The organism is Shewanella sp. MM_2022_3 (assembly GCF_022557375.1).
Lineage (GTDB): Bacteria > Pseudomonadota > Gammaproteobacteria > Enterobacterales > Shewanellaceae > Shewanella > Shewanella xiamenensis.
Window position 1 is genome coordinate 19,648 of the sequence record NZ_JAKZGV010000042.1, and the last position, 18,275, is coordinate 37,922.

Sequence of the window (18,275 nt, forward strand, 5' to 3'; positions counted from 1 at the left end):
CCTTTTATTGCTGGCGATTATAGCGTCAGCTAATCCGAGCTGTGCGAGTGCAAAGGTGCTCGCCGCGATTATTTCAGCGCTCAAGGACGAATTATGCAATTAATGCGTTATTGCCTTTCCCCCAATAAGTTGGCTTGGCTGCGTGAGGAATTAGGCGAACATGCCGACAAACTGCTGGCGGCGATGGATGCGGCGGGCAGCAACTATCTGGCGGAGTTAACCGAGCTCCAAGCGGGGGATTTATCGGCAGGCGATTCGCAACTCAAGTTTGCATGGTTTCAACAAAAGCTTGCCTTAACCACGCGCTTAACAGATGCCGACCTGGCTAATCTTACGCCACTGTCGCTGGTGGATATGCGGGTCGAGTTAGTTTCGTCTGATAAGCTTACCGCCGCCTTACAACAACTTAGCGGTGAATCTGTGCTGGGGTTTGATACCGAAACGCGGGCAAGCTTTGAGCAGGGTGTTCAACATCCCTTGAGCTTAGTGCAATTGGCGACCTCCGATACCTGTTATTTATTTCAACAGGCGGTATTGGGTGAGAGGCTCATCGAGCTTAAACCTTTGCTCGAAAATGAGCAGATCCTCAAAGTGGGGATTGGATTAAGGGGCGATGGCCAAGCACTGAAACGGGATTGGGATATTCAGGTCTCCCCTCGACTCGATTTGAATTGGGCGATGGCGCAGCTCGGCGCCGGAAAGGAAATGGGCACGCGGCAATTGGTGGCGGCATTACTGCATAAACGCATCGATAAACCTAAAAAAATGACTCTCTCGAATTGGCAACAAGTGCCTTTATCCCCAGCGCAAATTCAGTACGCCGCCCTAGATGCATTGGCAGCGAACCAATGTTTTTGGCAGTTAATCGACAAGCTGCAAGGTTTTTATGGCAAAACGACAGTCGCTAATAAACCCTTATTGCCGCCGAGTTTAGCAGCACGACTCGCGAGCTATTTTCTTCCAGCTTAAGACTTGAGATAAGGTCGCGAAGATAAGGATTAGGGAGCAAGAGATGTTGGATGCGATTTGTGTACTCACAACCGAGGCTGCGGCAGAGCAGGCTTCGTCACCATTACGACTCAATCCTCATGCTCAGGCTGGTGTCACCTACAGTGTGTTCAAGTTTCAGCAGTTACCCGAGGCTGAGATTGAGCGTTTGCGCCAGCATTTATATTGCCCCGCCTGCTACGGCAAAGCCTATTTTCGTAAAGCATCTAAGGATGGTAAGGCCGCCTGTTTTGGCTCCCGTTACCATGAGTTAGATTGCATCGAATTTAATCCGTCGGCGCAAAAGTCCCGTGAAGAACAAGATGCCCTCGAAGTGCAGCAACAATTGCTCGACGCCGATGCTTTGGTCATCGATTTTTCGCTTAATCCCAGTAATAAGAGACCATCTAACTCAGCGCACAAAATCAAGGCTCCCCAAGAGCAAGAGGTTGTAGCCAAAAGTGAAATTGAAAATGATACCGAGCAATTAGAGTCAGTACAGGAGCCCAAAGCTGACTATCAGGTGGCAGCCGATAAGCCAGAAATAGCCATCACGGCAAAGCGTACTCCGAACCAAGGGCTAGAAAAGTTACTCCATAGCCTGCTGCGCGGCTCCGATCTGGCGACTTCGGATCTTTGGGTTTACACCGATGATGAGCGTAAGTACCGCTGGCGGGCGAAGAATTTGTTTGTGAATTTTGCCGATGCGGATCCGACAGATAACAAACCCCATATGTACTGGGGTACTATCTCCCACAGCGACCCGACGTTATCTTGGCTCAATCCCGCCGACAGTAAAGACATAGGTATTCCAATCGAGGCGGTCAAAACCAAACTGTTTAAGCGCTTTAATATCGAAGATAAGCGGGATTTAGAGGGCGCAGGGCTTATCCTGTTTGGTAAGTGTTTTTGGAATAAGGATAAGACCCGCAAGATTATCCAGCTTTGGGACAATGATTTGCGGCGGATTTTTATCTCAACCCTTGATGATTAACCATCAGCGATGGGATTAATTAGTGAGTGCTTGGTACTCACAGCGCTTAAATTTATCCTTTAAGACGTTTTCACGACTCTTTTGTGAGTTTCTGGGCCATAGACAGTGCATCAGGTTTCACCGTTTACGCTGTTGCCAACGGTTTTTTAACGCTCTGCACTGAGCTTACATGCCGACTTTTTCAGCTTTATGCCAATTAAATCAACAGTAGATGGAAAACTTGTTTGAAAATTCCTCAGTTAATTAAGTTTGTCATAAAAAGTCCTTTACCTTTGAGAGTGCTTTTAGCATAATGCCCCACGTCAACAGGGGTGTAGTTCCAATTGGTAGAACAGCGGTCTCCAAAACCGATGGTTGCGGGTTCGAGTCCTGCCACCCCTGCCAAATAAAACAACGGCTTGCATAGAAATATGCGAGCCGTTTTATTTTGCGCGCGATAAATTTTCTCACCGCATTTGCTTACATTTGTTAAGTAAAGGTATTTGCAACTTTCGTAGTGTCTAACATACAATCGCAATCCCTTTGGTTTGAGGATGTATGGTTTGAGCTCTGTGATGCAAACAAGGCGCAGATTAGCACTATGGCTTGCAGCCATCTTAGTGTTGCTGTCTGTTGCGTTTGCGCTGCACAGTGTTTCCCACCTCAATGATGATACCAAGGCCCACTGCGCGCTGTGTTTGCATCAGCATCAATTGCAGCATGCGATCTCATACTCTCCATTAGATTTTCAAGTTTCTCAACAGGGTGTTATCTCGGTTGAGTTTGATGTTATTTCCTTTAAGACGCCATTTAGGCGCCACTTCCATAGCCGCGCGCCGCCGCTAACAGCCTAACTCCTGCTTTTTATCTATTTCTCTTATTTTTCGAGCGCCTTGGCTTAACTAAGGTGCACGAGGCTGTTTATTTTTGGAGTAAAAAATGGCTGTTTATGTGAGCCACAAGCGCTCGGCATTAGTGCTGGGCGTGGCGTTATTGGCGTTGGATACGAGTGTTCCCCTATTTGCCGCCGAGGCGGTGCAAACTGATACCGCTGGACTTAATGACGATATCGAGCGTTTAAGTATTCATTATCGTCAGGCCTACCGCGGCAATGTGCCTGCGACTGAGTTACCTCAGGCCATCACAGTGCTGGATGAGCAACTGATTAAAGATACTGGGCTGACGCGTTTTCAAGACCTGTTGGATTATTCCGCCAGTGTCGCGCGGCAAAACAACGGTGGTGGGCTGTGGGATAGTTTTTCATTACGGGGCTTTCCTGGGAATGAAAACATGCCATCGGGCTATTTAATCAATGGTTTTAATGGTGGTCGAGGCTTTAGTGGCCACCGAGACCTATCGAACGTGGCCTATGTGGAAATCCTCAAAGGCCCAGGTTCGGCGCTTTATGGACGCTCGGAGCCTGGCGGGACTGTGAATATTGTGACCAAAAAGCCGCAGTACGAGGCGCAATGCTATTTAAAAGCCTCCGCAGGGAGTTTCGATCAATATCGGTTGGAGGGGGATTTTACCTCTGGGCTGACCGATACCTTGGCCTTTAGGATCAATGGTGCTTGGCAGGAGCATGACAGTTTTCGCGATTACGTATTTAGCGATAAAAAAATCGTCACGCCATCGCTGCGCTGGCAATTGTCGGATAGGTCATCTCTCCTGTATGAGGTTGAATATCTTAGGCAGGAACAGTTATTTGACCGTGGCGTAGTGGTGCTCAATAACGACTTTAATACCGTGCCCCGTTCGCGTTACTTGGGCGAGCCCAACGATGGGCCAACTAAAGTGGATGCGACTGGGCATCAGCTTACCTATGAGTATGAATTAAATGAGGATTGGTCGCTTACCGCGGGTTATAACTATCGCGATTCGAGTCTAAATGGCTACTCATCGGATGCCGAATTAGCAAAGGGACGTCAATCCTTATATGACGATGGCCGTACTCTGACGCGGCAGCATCGCTATCGAGATTACGCCTCTGAGGACCATTCTGTGCGGGCCGAACTCAGCGGCCAGTTTGATACTGGCAGCATAAGGCACAATCTGCTGCTCGGGACGGATGCCTATCATTATCGACTAAAAACGGGACTCTATCGTTATCGAGGCCAGAAGGGCGCCTATGCTATCGATATTTTTGCTCCTCAGTATGGGGCGGCTCAGCCTGAGGTCAGTCTGCTGTATGAAAACCGAGAGACTCAAGATGTCTGGGGCGCCTATTTACAGGATCAATTGGAGTTAACCGAGCACTGGAAACTGCATTTGGGTTTAAGGTTTGACCGTTATTCCCAAGAAATTGCAGAGCAGGTCAACGCGAGTCTGTCGGATCAACGCGATCACAGGGTCAGTCCGAAAGTCGGATTAGTGTATCAATGGTCTGAGGCGTTAAGTGTTTACGGCTCCTATTCGGAAGGTTTTTTACCGCTTTCAGGCACTGATTTTGCAGGTAATCCCTTCGAGCCAGAGGAGAGTAAATCCGTCGAGTTAGGGGTTAAGTTCAACAGCACTTGGTTTGAGTTACCCGTTAATGGCAGCTTGGCTTGGTTTGATGCGCAAAAGAGCAATATCTTGACCTCAGATCCCGTCAATGTCGGCTTTTCGGCAACCCTTGGTGAAGCTAAGAGCACGGGGATTGAATTGGATGTCGCGGCCGAGTTAACAGAAAGCTTACAAGCAACCTTGTCCTATGCCTATCTTAATACCCGCACGGCGAACGACAGCCTGAATCTGGATTGGGGCGTGTTAATTCCGGCGGGAAGTCCGCTGGTCAATGTGCCAAAACACACGGGCAGTATCATTCTCAAACAGGACTTAAATGATCTTTCTATCGACGGTCATTTAGGGTTGAGTTGGCGTTACGTGGACTCACGCTTGGGCGATTCGGCCGATCCAAGTTTTCAATTACCGAGTTATCAGTTACTTGGAATGTTCTTCACTACTCGACTAGGCGAAAACCTAAGTCTCGCGCTCAATGTCGATAACCTGCTGGATGAGCACTATATCGCCAGCAGTTATTCGGCGCTGTGGGCCGTGCCGGGTGAGCCTCGTAACGTTAAAGTGAGTGTCAGCTATGAGTTCTAATACCACAGTGACAGCGGGGGTTGAACAGATGGCGCCGCTACTGCAAGGGCGTCAGCGGATCAATAGCATCGACATGATGCGCGGCTTAGTGATGCTGATTATGTTGCTCGACCATGTGCGGGAGCGGTTTTTCCTGCATATGCAGGTGAGCGACCCAATGGATTTAAGCACAACAAACTGGGCGCTGTTTGTCAGCCGTTTTGCGGCGCACTTTTGTGCGCCTGTGTTCGTCTTTTTAACTGGGGTCTCGGCTTGGCTTTACGCCAATCGTGGCTGTGGCGAGCCGCGTTCTGTGCGCGAGTTTTTAATTAAGCGCGGACTATTCTTAATCGCCCTCGAGGTGCTGGTGATAAATTTCTCATGGATGGGCAATTATAACACCCTGTGGTTGCAGGTGATTTGGGTAATAGGGCTGAGCATGTTGGCCCTTGCGGCATTAATCAACCTCCCGAGGTTGTGGATGGCATTACTCGGACTATTGATTATCTTTGGCCATAACCTATTGTCGCCTATTCATTTTACGCCAGACGAGTGGGGCTATAGTCTGTGGACGATACTGCATGACCGAGGTTATTTGATTGCCGAGGGCGAGCTTAAGCTGAAAATAAGTTACCCAGCGCTACCTTGGATTGGCGTGATTTTATTGGGCTATGTGGCAGGCCCCTTATTTGGCAGAGGGAGTGATGCGGGGCTGCGTCAGCAAAAATTAATACTGTTAGGACTTGGCTGCGCTCTGCTGTTTGGCTTGCTGCGTGGGTTTAATCTCTACGGCGAGACGCTGCCTTGGCAGTTTGGCGATACCTTAGGCCAAACCTTAATGTCAGTATTTAATCTAACTAAGTATCCGCCATCACTGAGTTTTTTGTTGGTGACCTTGGGCGGGATGTTCTATTGCTTAGTGGTGTTTGAGCGCTATTTTGCGGCAGGCAGAGTATTAGGTTGGATGGGGCAGAGGTTAGCAGTGTTTGGCTCTGTACCTATGTTCTTCTATATCTTGCACTTATATGTGCTGCTGTTGCTGTATTCGCTGGCTAAAGGGATATTTGGCGCCAACCATGGTGAGCTGTTTGGCGTAGCGCATATGGGGTGGGTATGGCTGATAAGCGTAGTCTTAATTCCTTTGCTCTATTATCCCGTGCGCTGGTTTAGCCGTTACAAAGGACAGAGTCAGCAGGCTTGGCTTAAGTATCTCTAAATTGGCTTTAGCATCGATAAATGTAGGGCGTGTTGACGTTTCATGGTTGTTTTTGCAGCAATTAGGCTGGCTTTTATGCAAGGCAAAGTCCGTGCTGTGTAGTTATTCTACATAAACGGACGATAACGCGGCAGAAAAGCCAGCCAAATGCTGCCCGAAGGGTTCGTCTGGCAAGCCCTTGCTCTTTGTCACTCGTCATTTGAGTAGAATAACTACACATCATTCCTCGTTTCGCGAGCCCGTGCTTGCCAGAACGAACAAAATCTAATCTCGAAACGTTAACACGCCCTAATAAAATGGCCGAGCGCGTGACTGCTCGGCCATTTGGCTTGGGGATGATGAAAGGGTTATTCGCTTAATAAGCTACGTAGCATCCAAGCATTTTTTTCATGGATTTGGATACGCTGAGTGAGTAAATCCGCAGTGGCCTCGTCGTTGGCTTGGCTAACCAAGGGATAGAGCGCACGGGCATTTCTAATCACTACTTCTTGGTCGCTTAACAGTTCACGGATCATGGTTTCAGCTTTAGTGACACCTTGGTCTTCACGGATTTCGGTCAACTTGGCATAGGCCGAATAGGAGCCTAATGCCCTTGCGCCCAATGCACGAACTCGCTCGGCGATTAAATCGACCGCTAAGGCAAGCTCGGTATATTGCTGTTCAAACAATAAGTGCAAGCTAGTGAACATGGGGCCTGTGACGTTCCAGTGGAAGCTGTGGGTTTTAAGGTAAAGGCTATAGCTGTCGGCCAATAACTGATTTAACCCAGCGGCGATTTCTTCTCTATGAGCTTGGTTGATGCCGATGTTAATCATGGAAATTCCTCCTATTGTCCTACTCAATGGAGATAGCTTATCAAATAAGCTAAACATATAAAGCGGTTAAAATAGATTCATAAAATCGATTTTATAGATTAAAGCGTAAGCAAACGTTTGGCTTGAGTCATGAACCGTATCTTGGCAATAACATTCGGCCCATTTAGCTGGTATCCTTATGCGGTGTCAGTGCCTAATGAAACCCCAATAACCCTATGAATAAATCTGCCTATTTAGCCGCGATGGAGATAACTCCTTGGCAGCTTCGCGATACTAAAGTGCGAACTTATCAAGTGGTTTTGGATGTTGATGATATGTCGTCTGCCGCTGAGCCACTGATTGATACGGTCCTTGGCTTAATTGGGATCAGTAAGGATGACTGCGAGTTCAACACTGAGCCACATAAGGGCAAAACCATAGTTTGGGATTTACGCCGCCACAGGGTTAGACCGAGAGTGGCTTGGTTAGTGTCGGATCCCCTTGCGGACTTGCTGTCACACAGTGAGGCAAAGCGTGCCTTGTGGGGGCAGATTTGCCAGTGGCGTGAGCAGCAATTAACGGCCTAGTCGTGTCCAGTACACATTATCGTGAGTTACCTTTTAATTTGGATTTTCCCGTGAGTCATCAAGTCCTTAATACCCTTAACGAATCATTGCAAATCGTACTTCTGACGCCAACGGATGTGAGTCATCAAGTCCTTAATACCCTTAACGAATCATTGCAAATCGTACTTCTGACGCCAACGGATGTGAGTCAAATGGCGCGCATTGAAGCGAGTGCTCATTCCCATCCTATGAGTGAGAATAACCTTGCCGATTGTTTTGGCCACTTGTACCGCGTTATTGGATTAATGCAAAGCAATGGCAAGTTGCTCGGCTTCGCGATTGTGCAGCAGATTGTCGATGAGGCAACGCTGCTGGATATTTGTTTGCCGCCAGAACAACAAGGGCGAGGATATGGGCATCTGCTACTCACGGCGGTTGTCGACTGCGCTAAGGCTGCTAAGGCCGTGGTGCTGATGCTGGAGGTTCGCGAATCAAACCTTGCCGCGCGCGCACTCTATCAGAAGCGGGGCTTTGTCGAAACCGGTCGGCGCAAAGGCTATTACCCTTTGGAAGAGGGCAAAGAAGATGCGATTTTGATGGATTTAGCCTTAAGTGAAACGGCATAAGGTTTTAGAAGAAGATAAAAAAAACAGCGCATTAGCGCTGTTTTTTTATGGAGTTAATAAAGCGAAGGTTACTGTGAATCACAATGCTAATTTGTACTGGATTCAGTCATCCTAGCGCTATTCTACACTGCTAATAGCTACTGAGGAATTCGGTTAGCTAAAAGTACATTGATAATTTGTATCTGTTTGATAAATACGTATTGATCATTTGTTTTGTTGTTCCTATCTGAGCACTTCGGATTGCGTAAGCTGCCATATATGACAGCAAGAATTGTAACTATGTATCAAGAACTGTCTTATCCACGATGTCTTGGCTCAAAAGAATGTCAAAGCGGACATAAAATTCGACGGGTTCTTCTGACACTTTAAAACAGTTTATTAGCGCTGCAGGAACAGGAACTAGGATCCGGTTACTAGCAACTATAGTTGTTGTTGCTAAAGCTGTCCCACTGGCATCACCAGCATTGCGAATACCTCTTAGCTCAATGTCATAATATAGACTTACGCCTGTATTGGCCCCAGAAAACAAATAAACAATTCTGCGGCCCGCCCAAGCGACTTGCGTCGAGTGAGGCCACTTAAAGAAATCTAATTCCTGTTGAAATATCCGGTCTGAAAGTGCAAGGAACATCCGGTAATTGTTGAGATATGGGATATCTTGGTCTGTGGTTAACAAACGTTCTTCAATGCTTGTATCAAATCGAAGAATTGGTGCCCCGGCTACTGGTGCACTGACATGTGGCGTCGGTGATTCCTGCACTAAATCATTTACGACATCAGGCAGTACTTTTTCAACTGTGCCAACTTGTCTCTTGCTTACCTGTTGGCTCTGTACCGAAACTTTTGCGGTAGATGCTGTCAGCACTTGGTCGATTTCTAATTCTCCATTTAGATAACCAGTAATTAGAGGTTCAATATCACCGTTATCATCACGCTCTAAGCGAAAAAGTTCACGTTTCCGCTCCAACGCACGTTGGAGCGCGTCGAGGCCTGCGCGCTGTGAGCTTGGGACGAAGGATTGAATATGTTGATAAATATGTACCCTTACAAGATCTTTAGTGAAGCTCTCGAGTAGGTCGAATGAGGTATCTAAATGTTTCAGAATGGCTTTAATTGCTGGCCATTGCCTGGACAGAGTGATTGTTACTTTGTCGCTCACCATCTGAGTAAGGATGAAGACTCCATGAGTTATATCTGCCCAAATAATCTCGATATCATCGAGTAAATAATCATTTCTAAGCACTCTGACCAGCATGAATGTCAAGCTTGCTTCTGATCGACTAATTTCGGTCGGTTCATATTTGCGTATAATAGTTGCGTGATTAGGTATGCTAGGAATGGATAGGATATTTTGCAGGTAACGCTTTTGAAGCTCCCGACGAGGCTGGTTTTGGCTAACTCTAAGTAGAGGGTTTTCTGAACTAGAAAACATCCTTATCAAGTTAGGATCTGTGCCGTCATAAAATTGAGCTTGCTGTGCAGAGAAATGCTCCTTCAACTTACCCATTTCGACTTGTTCTTCATTATCCTGCACTTGTATTTTTACTCGTCCTCCCAGACCCGTTCTCTGATGATTTACTAAGTATTGCTGAAATGCAGTAAGAGAATCGGCTATCGGATGGTTTGCCAGAATAGTTGTTAAATGAGACTCGATATGTGGAAAAATTTTTGACGCTTCAACGATTGATTCCCTAGTTAAAGCCTCGCGACCTGCTGTTGGAATTAGAAATGGTAAATCTGCAAATCCGCCTAATTGATACACAGTGGCAACAGGTAGTGGTGCAAGACCAAAGCTTGAGCGAAGTCCCATAATAGAGCCTGTGCCATTGCGAAGATGGATTGAAGCCCTCATTGGTACATTGTCACGATGGAAATTATTACAAATCACACCAACGCTACTATTTCCTTGGACATAGACGTTCATTTCGAACTCTAATCCATCAATGTTAACTTTCATTGACTCTATGACAGGCCATCCATCGATACCTGTAGCGTTTGTTAAAGCTTTACAACTTACAAGCTCATTGTTGATGAATACAGGAACTGGTAAAAATTGAACAAATTGACTCAAATAGTTTTTAAGTCCAGTGAGATCAAGATTTGCACTGGCTTCAAGTTTGGCGAAAACGGTAGTTCCTATTGGAGTTGACTCATCTAATATTTCGAAACTGATACAGTCTTGCCCAATCCTGAGATTGACTTTCTCAGCCATTGTCCGGAAGCCGACTTTGTTATTGAGTTCTCGAGTAGTAACAGAAAGACTGGTGCAGACGCCAAAGTTTGCCATTGCACCAATTCCAAATGTACCTATCACCCCAGCAGCTCGCGCTGCTGCCGTATTTTTACCTGAAGAACCAGCCTTCCAAAAGTTCTCCTTTAACACCGATTCGGACATACCGATCCCATTGTCAATTATTGTAATTGTCCCAGGCTCGACTTTGACTTCGATTTTGTATGTGCTGATATCTTTGCCTTCAGCTTTCGCTCGCATCAAAATCGCATCATAACTATTTTGTACATTTTCTCTAACCATGGCATAAGGGGAGTCGTAGATTTGCTTGGATAGAATTTCTAGCATGCGGTCTGTTTCTACTTGGAAGGCTATATTAGTTGTAGACACTGTTATTTTCCCCTCAACTTTGCTTTACACATTTCTACTTTTTGCTGAATTGCAAGCTCTTTAGTACCTTTAGCGAAATCTGACATCACAAGTGAGCGAAGCCCATCCCAATTGTTAGTTTCTTCATAAGCTTCGCACAAAAGTAAGAAGTCTGATACTGAGTTGGGATTGGGCAATATAGAAATAAGTGTTTTCCAGTCCCTAAGTTCAACTAGAGCATCCAATGCAACCTTTTTCACCCACAAGTCAGACATGTGATCACTAACAGCATCATATGCTTCTTGCGGCTTACCCTCACGTATTAATCGGTCAGCCTGTTCAGCCAGCTCAAACGGTGTTGCTTTGGGAATATCTGGTTTGATAAGTTCAAATTTCATTGAGCTGCCTCCGAATTCAGTAACATGACCTTTATCCCAAATGGGAGAGCTGAAATCATCATTGTTCATTGTTCTCACATGGATAGTGCCAATACTCAATTCTAAATCAAGTACTATGAGGTTATAGGCTCTCATTCTCCCAGTTGGCAATGAATGTGGACCACCACACAGAGTTCCTGCACTGATTATTGAGATCTTGCGTTGGCTATCTGCTGAGAATCGATGTTCCAGTAATTGTGGTCGATGCTGATGACCATGCAAACCAATAGAGCAGTTGCTGTCCATAAGGTGACGAAGAAATCCTGAGTCGATGTAATCAGTATCTTTAGGCCCTCCCTGAATACTGTGATGCCAAGCACTGATGATTAGTCGTCCGCTCTTAGCAAACGGCACGATTGAGTCCATCGCTTGTGTTATAGCTTCTACATGGATCTGTCCGGTACGGTTGTATAAATCGTTCTCATGGCAACTAGATAGCCCAACAATACATATACCTAAGGAAGGGAAATCATGAACTGCGAACTGACGTTCTGGATTCATCGAGAACTTGCGCTTCCCATTATAAAAACGTTCGTAGAATTTAGAATAAGGTTCTAATCGCTGGTCATAAAGCTCCGTGTTCTCTATTTCTAACAGTGCAAAATCTTCAAGGTTAAATCTGTAGATGGAAGCAGGTTCATTAAGTTGTCTAGCAAGTAGTTTTCTCTTCCCTACATCCGGAGGAATTTCCATTTTCCGGAGGGATCGGTCCACGTGAAGCATACTGACGTCATGGTTGCCTGGTACGATGATAACTCGCTCGCGGTCCCCCTCGAAAAAACGATCTGCAAGGCTAACAAGCGTTTCAAACGCTTCGTTATATTGAGCCTCGAGTTTTTGAACACCATTGGGATCAGTGCTTTTAACACCATAGACAATATCGCCACTAACAACAGCTAAATCAGGTTTAGGAATTCCCTCGTTTTGGGTATACCGACCAAAGTCTCTTTGAAGTGATGAGAGTAGTGTTTTTGTCGTCACTCGGCTTTCAGAGTCTCGATGCAAATCTGAAATATGCATTATTGTTGTTGCCATAGCACTAACCTATTCACGTATAGAAGACAATAAAGGCTCATACTTATTGTATGGCTACATAACAAGTGCGTTGCAACGAAATATTCCAAATGAAGGATCACGCTACCCACTGGTTGGTCGGATGTATTTTTTGCTTATACATTCTGAGCTTTGTTTGTGCCTTTTTTATATAATCATTGAGTTGTCTTGTCACTCTTTTTGACCCATTAAATATACGGTACGTTGAATATTTTATTTAGGACTTTTAATGCCAATCCGCAACATCCCTAAAAACTATCGCAACGTGACTGGCGTTGCTGCAAACTCGAAATCTGAGGGTAAGGCTATGTATGAGTCTACCTTGGAGCGGGATTGGCTGACGTTGCTGCAGTTTTCTGCTGACGTAGAACGCTTTGAAGTACAGCCAGTTAAAGTGCCGTGGTTTGATGAAAAGGATAAAGAGCGTTCTTACACACCGGATGTACTGGTGTATTACCGCAAATCTGGACACAAGCCATTACTGTGTGAAGTGAAATATCGCGATGAACTTCGTGAAAAATGGTCGCAGTTCAAACCGAAGTTTCAGGCTGCATATCGGCTTGCTAAAGATCGTGGCTGGCGGTTTAAGCTAATAACTGAAAAGCATATCCGGACGCAGCTGCTGGATAACGCCAAGTTTCTGCTGCCTTTTACCCGTCGAGCTCCCGCTGATTCAGAACTTGCTTCCCTGTTGCTAAACACTCTGACCAAAGTAGAAAGCTATTCAGTGCAAGAGTTGCTAAACAGCATCGATACTAATCCTATGGTTCAGGCTGAATATATTCCGCTATTATGGTACCTAATAGGTACGCTGCAGGTGGGAGCCGATTTGACACAGAAACTGACGATGGTCAGCACAGTTTGGAGTGTGGCCAATGACTAAAGTGGCGTTGGTAGAGTTAAAGCCTGGCAAATTGGTATCTTACCAAGGCAAGGTGCACCGCATTCGTCGGGTGAATTCATTAGAAAACGTAGAGCTGCTGGATGATGCTAATCAAGCAGTCATGGTCACCAAGGTTGATGAACTGCAACCTGCTGAGCAAAGTAACGAGCCAAATCATACCGATCTGCAAGCGATTGGTGAAGCCGCTTGGGTGGTTGCGCAAAAGCGTTATGACATTATTAAACCGTTGCTGGATAAGTCCGACCGCACGCGAGGTGATGTCGCTACACAGGCTACAGCTCATTCGGTGCATGCCAATACGGTGTATGGTTGGCTAAGAGCGTATGAGCAAAGTGGACTTCGCTCATCGCTGCTGCCCAAAATTCGTAGTGATAAAGGTGCGGCTAAGTTAACGCCCGAGGTAGAGAAGATTATCCGTGAGGCGATTGAAAGCGAATACCTGACCAAACAGAAAAAGAGCCAACAGAAAGTATGTGATGAAGTCAGAAAGCATTGTTTAAGGCAGAACCTGCCGGTACCACATGACAACAGTGTTCGAAATCGCATTAAGCAATTACAGAGTGAATTGGTTGCCGCCCGTCGCCTTGGACGCAAAACCGCAGACTTAAGCTATAAGCCACATGAGGGGAGCTTCCCTGGTGCGGATTACCCACTGGCCGTAGTGCAAATTGACCACACCAAACTTGATATTATTTTGGTGGACGATCATTATCGACAACCAGTTGGCAGGCCATGGATCACTTTGGCATTTGATGTCTGTACAAGGGTGGTAACGGGGTTCTATGTCTCATTCGATCCGCCCAGTGCCTTATCGATCGGACTGTGTTTAACCCATGCAATTTTAATGAAAGATAAATGGCTTACTCGGTACCCAACAAAAAACCAATGGTTAGTGTGGGGCTTGCCGGCTAAAGTACATCTTGATAATGCCAAAGAGTTTCGAGGCAGCATGATGCAACGCGGTTGCGATGAGTATGGTATCGATCTGGAGTGGCGTCCGGTAGGCCGGCCAAATTTCGGTGCTCATGTAGAACGAGCGCTAGGATCTTTCGCACAAGAAATTCATACGCTACCTGGTACTACTTTTTCTAATCCGCGAGAGAAAGGAGAGTATGACTCTGAGGGAAAAGCTGCGTTAACTTTATCAGAGTTCGAGCAGTGGCTAACGATTTATATTGTTGATGTTTACCACCATAAAATACATAGCAGCCTTGGTATATCGCCAGCACAGGCCTGGCAGCGTGGTATTTTGGGCTCAGATAAAGTACCAGGCTCTGGCTTGCCGGCCAAAATTGCTGATGAGTTTAAATTGCGACTGGATTTAATGCCGTTTGAGCTAAGGGCCGTGCTGGATTACGGCGTACAAATTGACAAAATTCACTATTATTCAGACGTGTTGCGGGTGTGGATTAACGCTCCTGATCCGAATGATTCAAAGCGTAAGCGTAAATTTATGTTTCGGCGCGACCCACGCGATCTAAGCCAAATTTGGTTTTATGATCCTGAGTTGGCAACCTATTACGCCATCCCATATCGTAATTTGTCGCACCCACCCATTAGCATTTGGGAGCTGCGTGAAGCACGTAAACGCGCTGAAGATGCTGGTGTGAGAGAAATAGATGAACAGGCTATTTTTGATGCGTATGAGCGTATGCGTGAAATTGAAACCACAGCAGTGAAAACCAGTAAGGCAGTCAGGCGCATGAACCAGCGGCGCAAAACACACCAGATGTCGCATACCGTGATTGAGCAAAGCCGGTCTGCCAAAGCTGAACGGCCTGTGCTACTTGTTGAGCAAGATGATAACAACACGGAGTTTTTGCCGTTTGATGAGCTGGACGAGCTATGACTGACAATGCCAGCCATCTCACGCCTAGTACCAGAGAAGCACTTAATTTGACTGATGCTGATCGGATTTTTCGAATTAAGTCAGACCGCTGGATTGGCTACCCTCATGCCAAAGTTGTATTGAAGCAACTGGATGATTTACTGCAACACCCAAGGGTAAATCGGATGCCAAATATCATCCTGATTGGTGACTCTAACAACGGTAAAAGCACTTTGGCAAAACGTTTCTGTCGGCTAAATCCGGCGGTCGACAACCCAGAAGGTGAATCTGTGACTGCACCTGTTATGTATGTGCAGGCTCCACCGGTACCGGATGAAGGCCGCTTTTATAATGCTATTCTGGATCAATTGTTTGCGCCTTACAAACCTAGTGAGCGCGTTGATAAGAAGCAGTTCCAGGTACTGAAACTGCTACGGTATGCACAGTTAAAGGTGTTGGTTATAGACGAAATACACCAAATCCTTGCTGGCAGTTTGCACCGACAGCGCGCTTTTTTGAATGTGCTTAAGTACCTGAGTAATGAGCTGCAAATCTCGATTGTTGGTGTCGGCACCAAAGATGCACTTAGAGCACTACAGACTGAACCGCAGTTAGCTAATCGCTTTAAACCCATATACTTGCCGCGGTGGGAAATGAATGATGACTTTAAGCGTCTGCTGGCTAGTTTTGAGGCCATGCTACCTCTTAAGCTACCATCAAAATTACATAGTGAAGCAATTTTCACTAAATTATATGCTATGAGCGAGGGCAATATAGGTGAGTTAACTGGCGTGTTAAACGCAGCTGCTGAACTGGCTATTTTAAATGGCTGTGAGTGCATCACACTAGACAGTCTACATCAAATCGACTGGACGCCGCCTTCGGAGCGTAGACGTCAGTTTCTAAGCGTTTAAGCCATGTTATCAGGGACTTTATGGCCAGCCCATCCCCGACCTTTACCTGGCGAGGCATTATCTTCCTGGTTTATTCGTTGTGCTCACGCTAATGGTATGAAGGCACAAACCTTTGCTGTATGTAACTTTGGTCATCAAAGGCAGTTATGGAATCGTGATATTGACCGTCAGGCACCTGAATGGCTAATACAAACTGTTAGTCAGCGAACAGGGGTTCCGCTTAATCAAGTAAAAAAGATGACTGCGTTGTTATTTGAGGGCCGCTTATTCCAGAGCAAAAGTCTGAGTGGCCCTTTGCGTTGGTGGTTACCCTTGAATATGTACCACCGAATTTACCGCAATTACGGTATTCAGTACTGTCCACATTGTTTAGAAGAAGATGTGATTCCTTATTTCCGGTTAAATTGGCGGCTGGCGTTTTATACTTTTTGCCCAAAACATCAGATCATGCTGCACGATCGTTGTCATCAATGCCAGCAACCAGTTGCATTCCATAGAGTCGAGCTTGGCAAAGCCAACTTGCTGGAGGCAAGTTCTATGGATCATTGCTGGAACTGCAATTCGTTGTTGAGTGAAGCTCCACAAGAGTTGGTAGATAAATGGCACAAGAGGCCATTTACTCAATGGGAAGCATTGTTGAATGTTGTCGACCGCCAGTTCAGAGACTGTGGTCCGTTAAATACAGCAAGACTAATTCTATGGCACCAAATGTGCCGTTTAATAGTGAGTGAAAATCTTGCACCTGATCTGCAGCGTTATATCTGTAGTGTTGTGAAACAACCGGTGCGGGAACTGGTGAAGAGTCGAAAGGCTTTTGAACAACGGGATATACGAGAACGCCACTTCGTACTAAGCCTTGCTGCTTGGATTAGTGATGTTCATGCTGAACGTAAACTTCGCATTGCTATACAAAAACAAGTGTTATATGCGCATCTGGTATATCGGGATGTGGCTTCAGAAGATATTACAGCTCTAGATAAGTTGCTCTTTTTACCCTCTATTAAACGAGGGTAAAAAGTATTTCAAAACGGCGAATTGAAATTTCTATAATAAAGTTCCTGCTTTAGCAATCCAAGTTATCAGGCTCACCAGCACCTAAATTTTTATCCAGCTCAGACTCATCAATCTTATGAATTTTTGTATTGCTCAGGGTCTCTTTTGTAAGATTGATAAGTATGTCAGACATAACAGCAAATAAGCCGCAGCTGTCTGCACAAGATTCGATCTTTGGTTTAGATAAATATCTAGTAGAATTATGGGCACCGATGTGCGACTCTTTAACTGCAACTTTAAATGATTGAACACTCATCAAGTTAGTAAGATTCTTATAACGAATTCCAGATGCCTCAGAGATTGCTGTCATCAATGCTTGATTTTTCTTAATCAGAAGAACGATATGTATTACATCTAGAAGTAATGAGTCTCTGATTTCTCTTTTTGTCGAGGTGCTAAGTTTCTCTCTATTAAAGTTAGTAAACCAAGACTTATGCGTTTTCAAGACTTTTTCCGCTGAAATTTCAAATATTGCTCTTGTTGAACATGCTATCAATGGTAAAAGCTCTTCCTTCGATTTTGATGAGTAAGCTATATCAATGGCGTTTATTATGTCAGCGACTGTTTCAATACCCACAGTGTAGTCAGAACTTGATTTAATTGTGAATAAAGACTTTTCTCTATGTCCGCCGGATATATTCGATATATTTTCCTCAAAAGATATTTTTACTTCTTTGGACACCAATTCAGTTTGTACATCATTGTAACGGAAAAACACCGTTTTTTCGCACGGTGATTCAATTGAAGGGATTAATCTTTTTCTCGATATATCACCATCAATAGTTATCTCGATGTCGTTCATGCATATTTCATTGCCAAAGCTATCCCTTGCTTGGAGTATGTATTCTTCAAGAAGTATTTGATCTGATGGGACATAAAACAAAACTGGCTTGTTTTTGTCTATTATAATGGAGGCTGTTCGACTTCTATTAGAATCATTTTGAGAAGTTGGTGATGCTTTTCCCGTAGGAACTTTATTATTCTTTTTTAACGATTTTTTTAATATCGCGCCCCGGGCCTGAATATCTTTATTTAATTCAAGCAGATCTTTTATAATGCATTTTGTCAGCGAGTTTTCAACAAAATTTGTTCTGTCTGAGTTGAATTCTAAATCGGGGCTTTCACATCTTATGTTGACCCTGCCTATCATCTGAGGAAGCATCTCGTCTGAGCTCTTCTTTCTCAGTATTTCAGGGTCAAAGATTACTGTATTATTGAATAGATTTCTATTAATATAAATAAGAGGATGTAGCGCACCA

General features: G+C 45.2%; 15 protein-coding genes and 1 tRNA gene. 12 read left to right on the forward strand and 4 right to left on the reverse strand.

Annotation, left to right across the window (positions count from 1 at the left end; all coding sequences use genetic code 11):
* Positions 1-93 precede the first annotated feature (93 nt).
* The 6 genes from MMG82_RS16890 (at position 94) to MMG82_RS16915 (ending at position 6,242) form a co-directional block, all read left to right on the forward strand.
* Positions 94-969 (forward strand): 3'-5' exonuclease domain-containing protein 2, encoded by an 876-nt coding sequence (locus MMG82_RS16890; RefSeq protein ID WP_241407152.1) that lies wholly within the window; start codon positions 94-96, stop codon positions 967-969.
* Positions 970-1,012: 43 nt separating this feature from the next.
* The gene (locus MMG82_RS16895; protein ID WP_241407153.1) at positions 1,013-1,981 is read left to right on the forward strand and encodes a hypothetical protein; all 969 of its coding nucleotides are present in this window, start codon (positions 1,013-1,015) and stop codon (positions 1,979-1,981) included.
* A 307-nt stretch (positions 1,982-2,288) separates the two neighbouring features.
* Positions 2,289-2,365 (forward strand) — tRNA-Trp (locus MMG82_RS16900).
* A gap of 158 nt (positions 2,366-2,523) precedes the next feature.
* Positions 2,524-2,814, forward strand: coding sequence for a hypothetical protein (locus MMG82_RS16905; protein ID WP_047540419.1), 291 nt, complete (start codon positions 2,524-2,526; stop codon positions 2,812-2,814).
* A gap of 85 nt (positions 2,815-2,899) precedes the next feature.
* Positions 2,900-5,047 carry a TonB-dependent siderophore receptor gene (locus tag MMG82_RS16910; protein ID WP_241407154.1) on the forward strand — a complete coding sequence of 716 codons (2,148 nt, stop codon included), beginning with the start codon at positions 2,900-2,902 and terminating at the stop codon, positions 5,045-5,047.
* A complete protein-coding gene (locus MMG82_RS16915) occupies positions 5,037-6,242 on the forward strand; it encodes a heparan-alpha-glucosaminide N-acetyltransferase domain-containing protein (RefSeq protein ID WP_241407155.1) in 1,206 nt (401 codons plus the stop codon). The genes MMG82_RS16910 and MMG82_RS16915 overlap by 11 nt, the downstream gene beginning before the upstream one ends.
* 347 nt (positions 6,243-6,589) lie before the next feature.
* Here MMG82_RS16915 and dpsA read toward each other — a convergent pair whose 3' ends face one another.
* Positions 6,590-7,057: a Dps family protein gene (gene dpsA, locus MMG82_RS16920; RefSeq protein ID WP_241407156.1), complete on the reverse strand. Its 468-nt coding sequence runs from the start codon at positions 7,055-7,057 to the stop codon at positions 6,590-6,592.
* 215 nt (positions 7,058-7,272) lie between these two features.
* On the opposite strand from dpsA, the gene MMG82_RS16925 reads away from it, so the two are divergent.
* Positions 7,273-7,623 (forward strand): DNA polymerase III subunit psi, encoded by a 351-nt coding sequence (locus MMG82_RS16925; RefSeq protein ID WP_055648081.1) that lies wholly within the window; start codon positions 7,273-7,275, stop codon positions 7,621-7,623.
* 191 nt (positions 7,624-7,814) lie between these two features.
* Positions 7,815-8,228, forward strand: a complete 414-nt coding sequence (gene rimI / locus MMG82_RS16930; RefSeq protein ID WP_241407164.1) for a ribosomal protein S18-alanine N-acetyltransferase — start codon at positions 7,815-7,817, stop codon at positions 8,226-8,228.
* A gap of 277 nt (positions 8,229-8,505) precedes the next feature.
* Here the strand turns inward: rimI and MMG82_RS16935 are convergent, their stop codons facing one another.
* Together MMG82_RS16935 and MMG82_RS16940 are read right to left on the reverse strand one after the other, a co-directional pair.
* Complete coding sequence (locus MMG82_RS16935; RefSeq protein ID WP_241407157.1) at positions 8,506-10,848, reverse strand: ATP-binding protein; 2,343 nt, start codon at positions 10,846-10,848, stop codon at positions 8,506-8,508.
* A 2-nt stretch (positions 10,849-10,850) separates the two neighbouring features.
* Entirely contained in the window at positions 10,851-12,299 is a 1,449-nt protein-coding gene (locus tag MMG82_RS16940) for a metallophosphoesterase (protein WP_241407158.1), read from the reverse strand.
* A 247-nt stretch (positions 12,300-12,546) separates the two neighbouring features.
* Here MMG82_RS16940 and MMG82_RS16945 point away from each other — a divergent pair, with 247 nt between their 5' ends.
* From MMG82_RS16945 to MMG82_RS16960, 4 genes are read left to right on the forward strand one after another with little or no spacing between them, the layout of a single operon-like run.
* Positions 12,547-13,200 carry a TnsA endonuclease N-terminal domain-containing protein gene (locus tag MMG82_RS16945; RefSeq protein ID WP_241407159.1) on the forward strand — a complete coding sequence of 218 codons (654 nt, stop codon included), beginning with the start codon at positions 12,547-12,549 and terminating at the stop codon, positions 13,198-13,200.
* Positions 13,193-15,070 carry a Mu transposase C-terminal domain-containing protein gene (locus MMG82_RS16950; RefSeq protein WP_241407160.1) on the forward strand — a complete coding sequence of 626 codons (1,878 nt, stop codon included), beginning with the start codon at positions 13,193-13,195 and terminating at the stop codon, positions 15,068-15,070. The genes MMG82_RS16945 and MMG82_RS16950 overlap by 8 nt, the downstream gene beginning before the upstream one ends.
* A complete protein-coding gene (locus MMG82_RS16955) occupies positions 15,067-15,963 on the forward strand; it encodes a TniB family NTP-binding protein (protein ID WP_241407161.1) in 897 nt (298 codons plus the stop codon). The genes MMG82_RS16950 and MMG82_RS16955 overlap by 4 nt, the downstream gene beginning before the upstream one ends.
* Before the next feature lie 3 nt (positions 15,964-15,966).
* A complete protein-coding gene (locus MMG82_RS16960; protein ID WP_241407162.1) occupies positions 15,967-16,977 on the forward strand; it encodes a TniQ family protein in 1,011 nt (336 codons plus the stop codon).
* A gap of 49 nt (positions 16,978-17,026) precedes the next feature.
* On the opposite strand, the gene MMG82_RS16965 is transcribed toward MMG82_RS16960, so the two are convergent.
* On the reverse strand, positions 17,027-18,275 hold a 1,249-nt coding region (locus MMG82_RS16965; RefSeq protein ID WP_241407163.1), incomplete at its 5' end, for a hypothetical protein.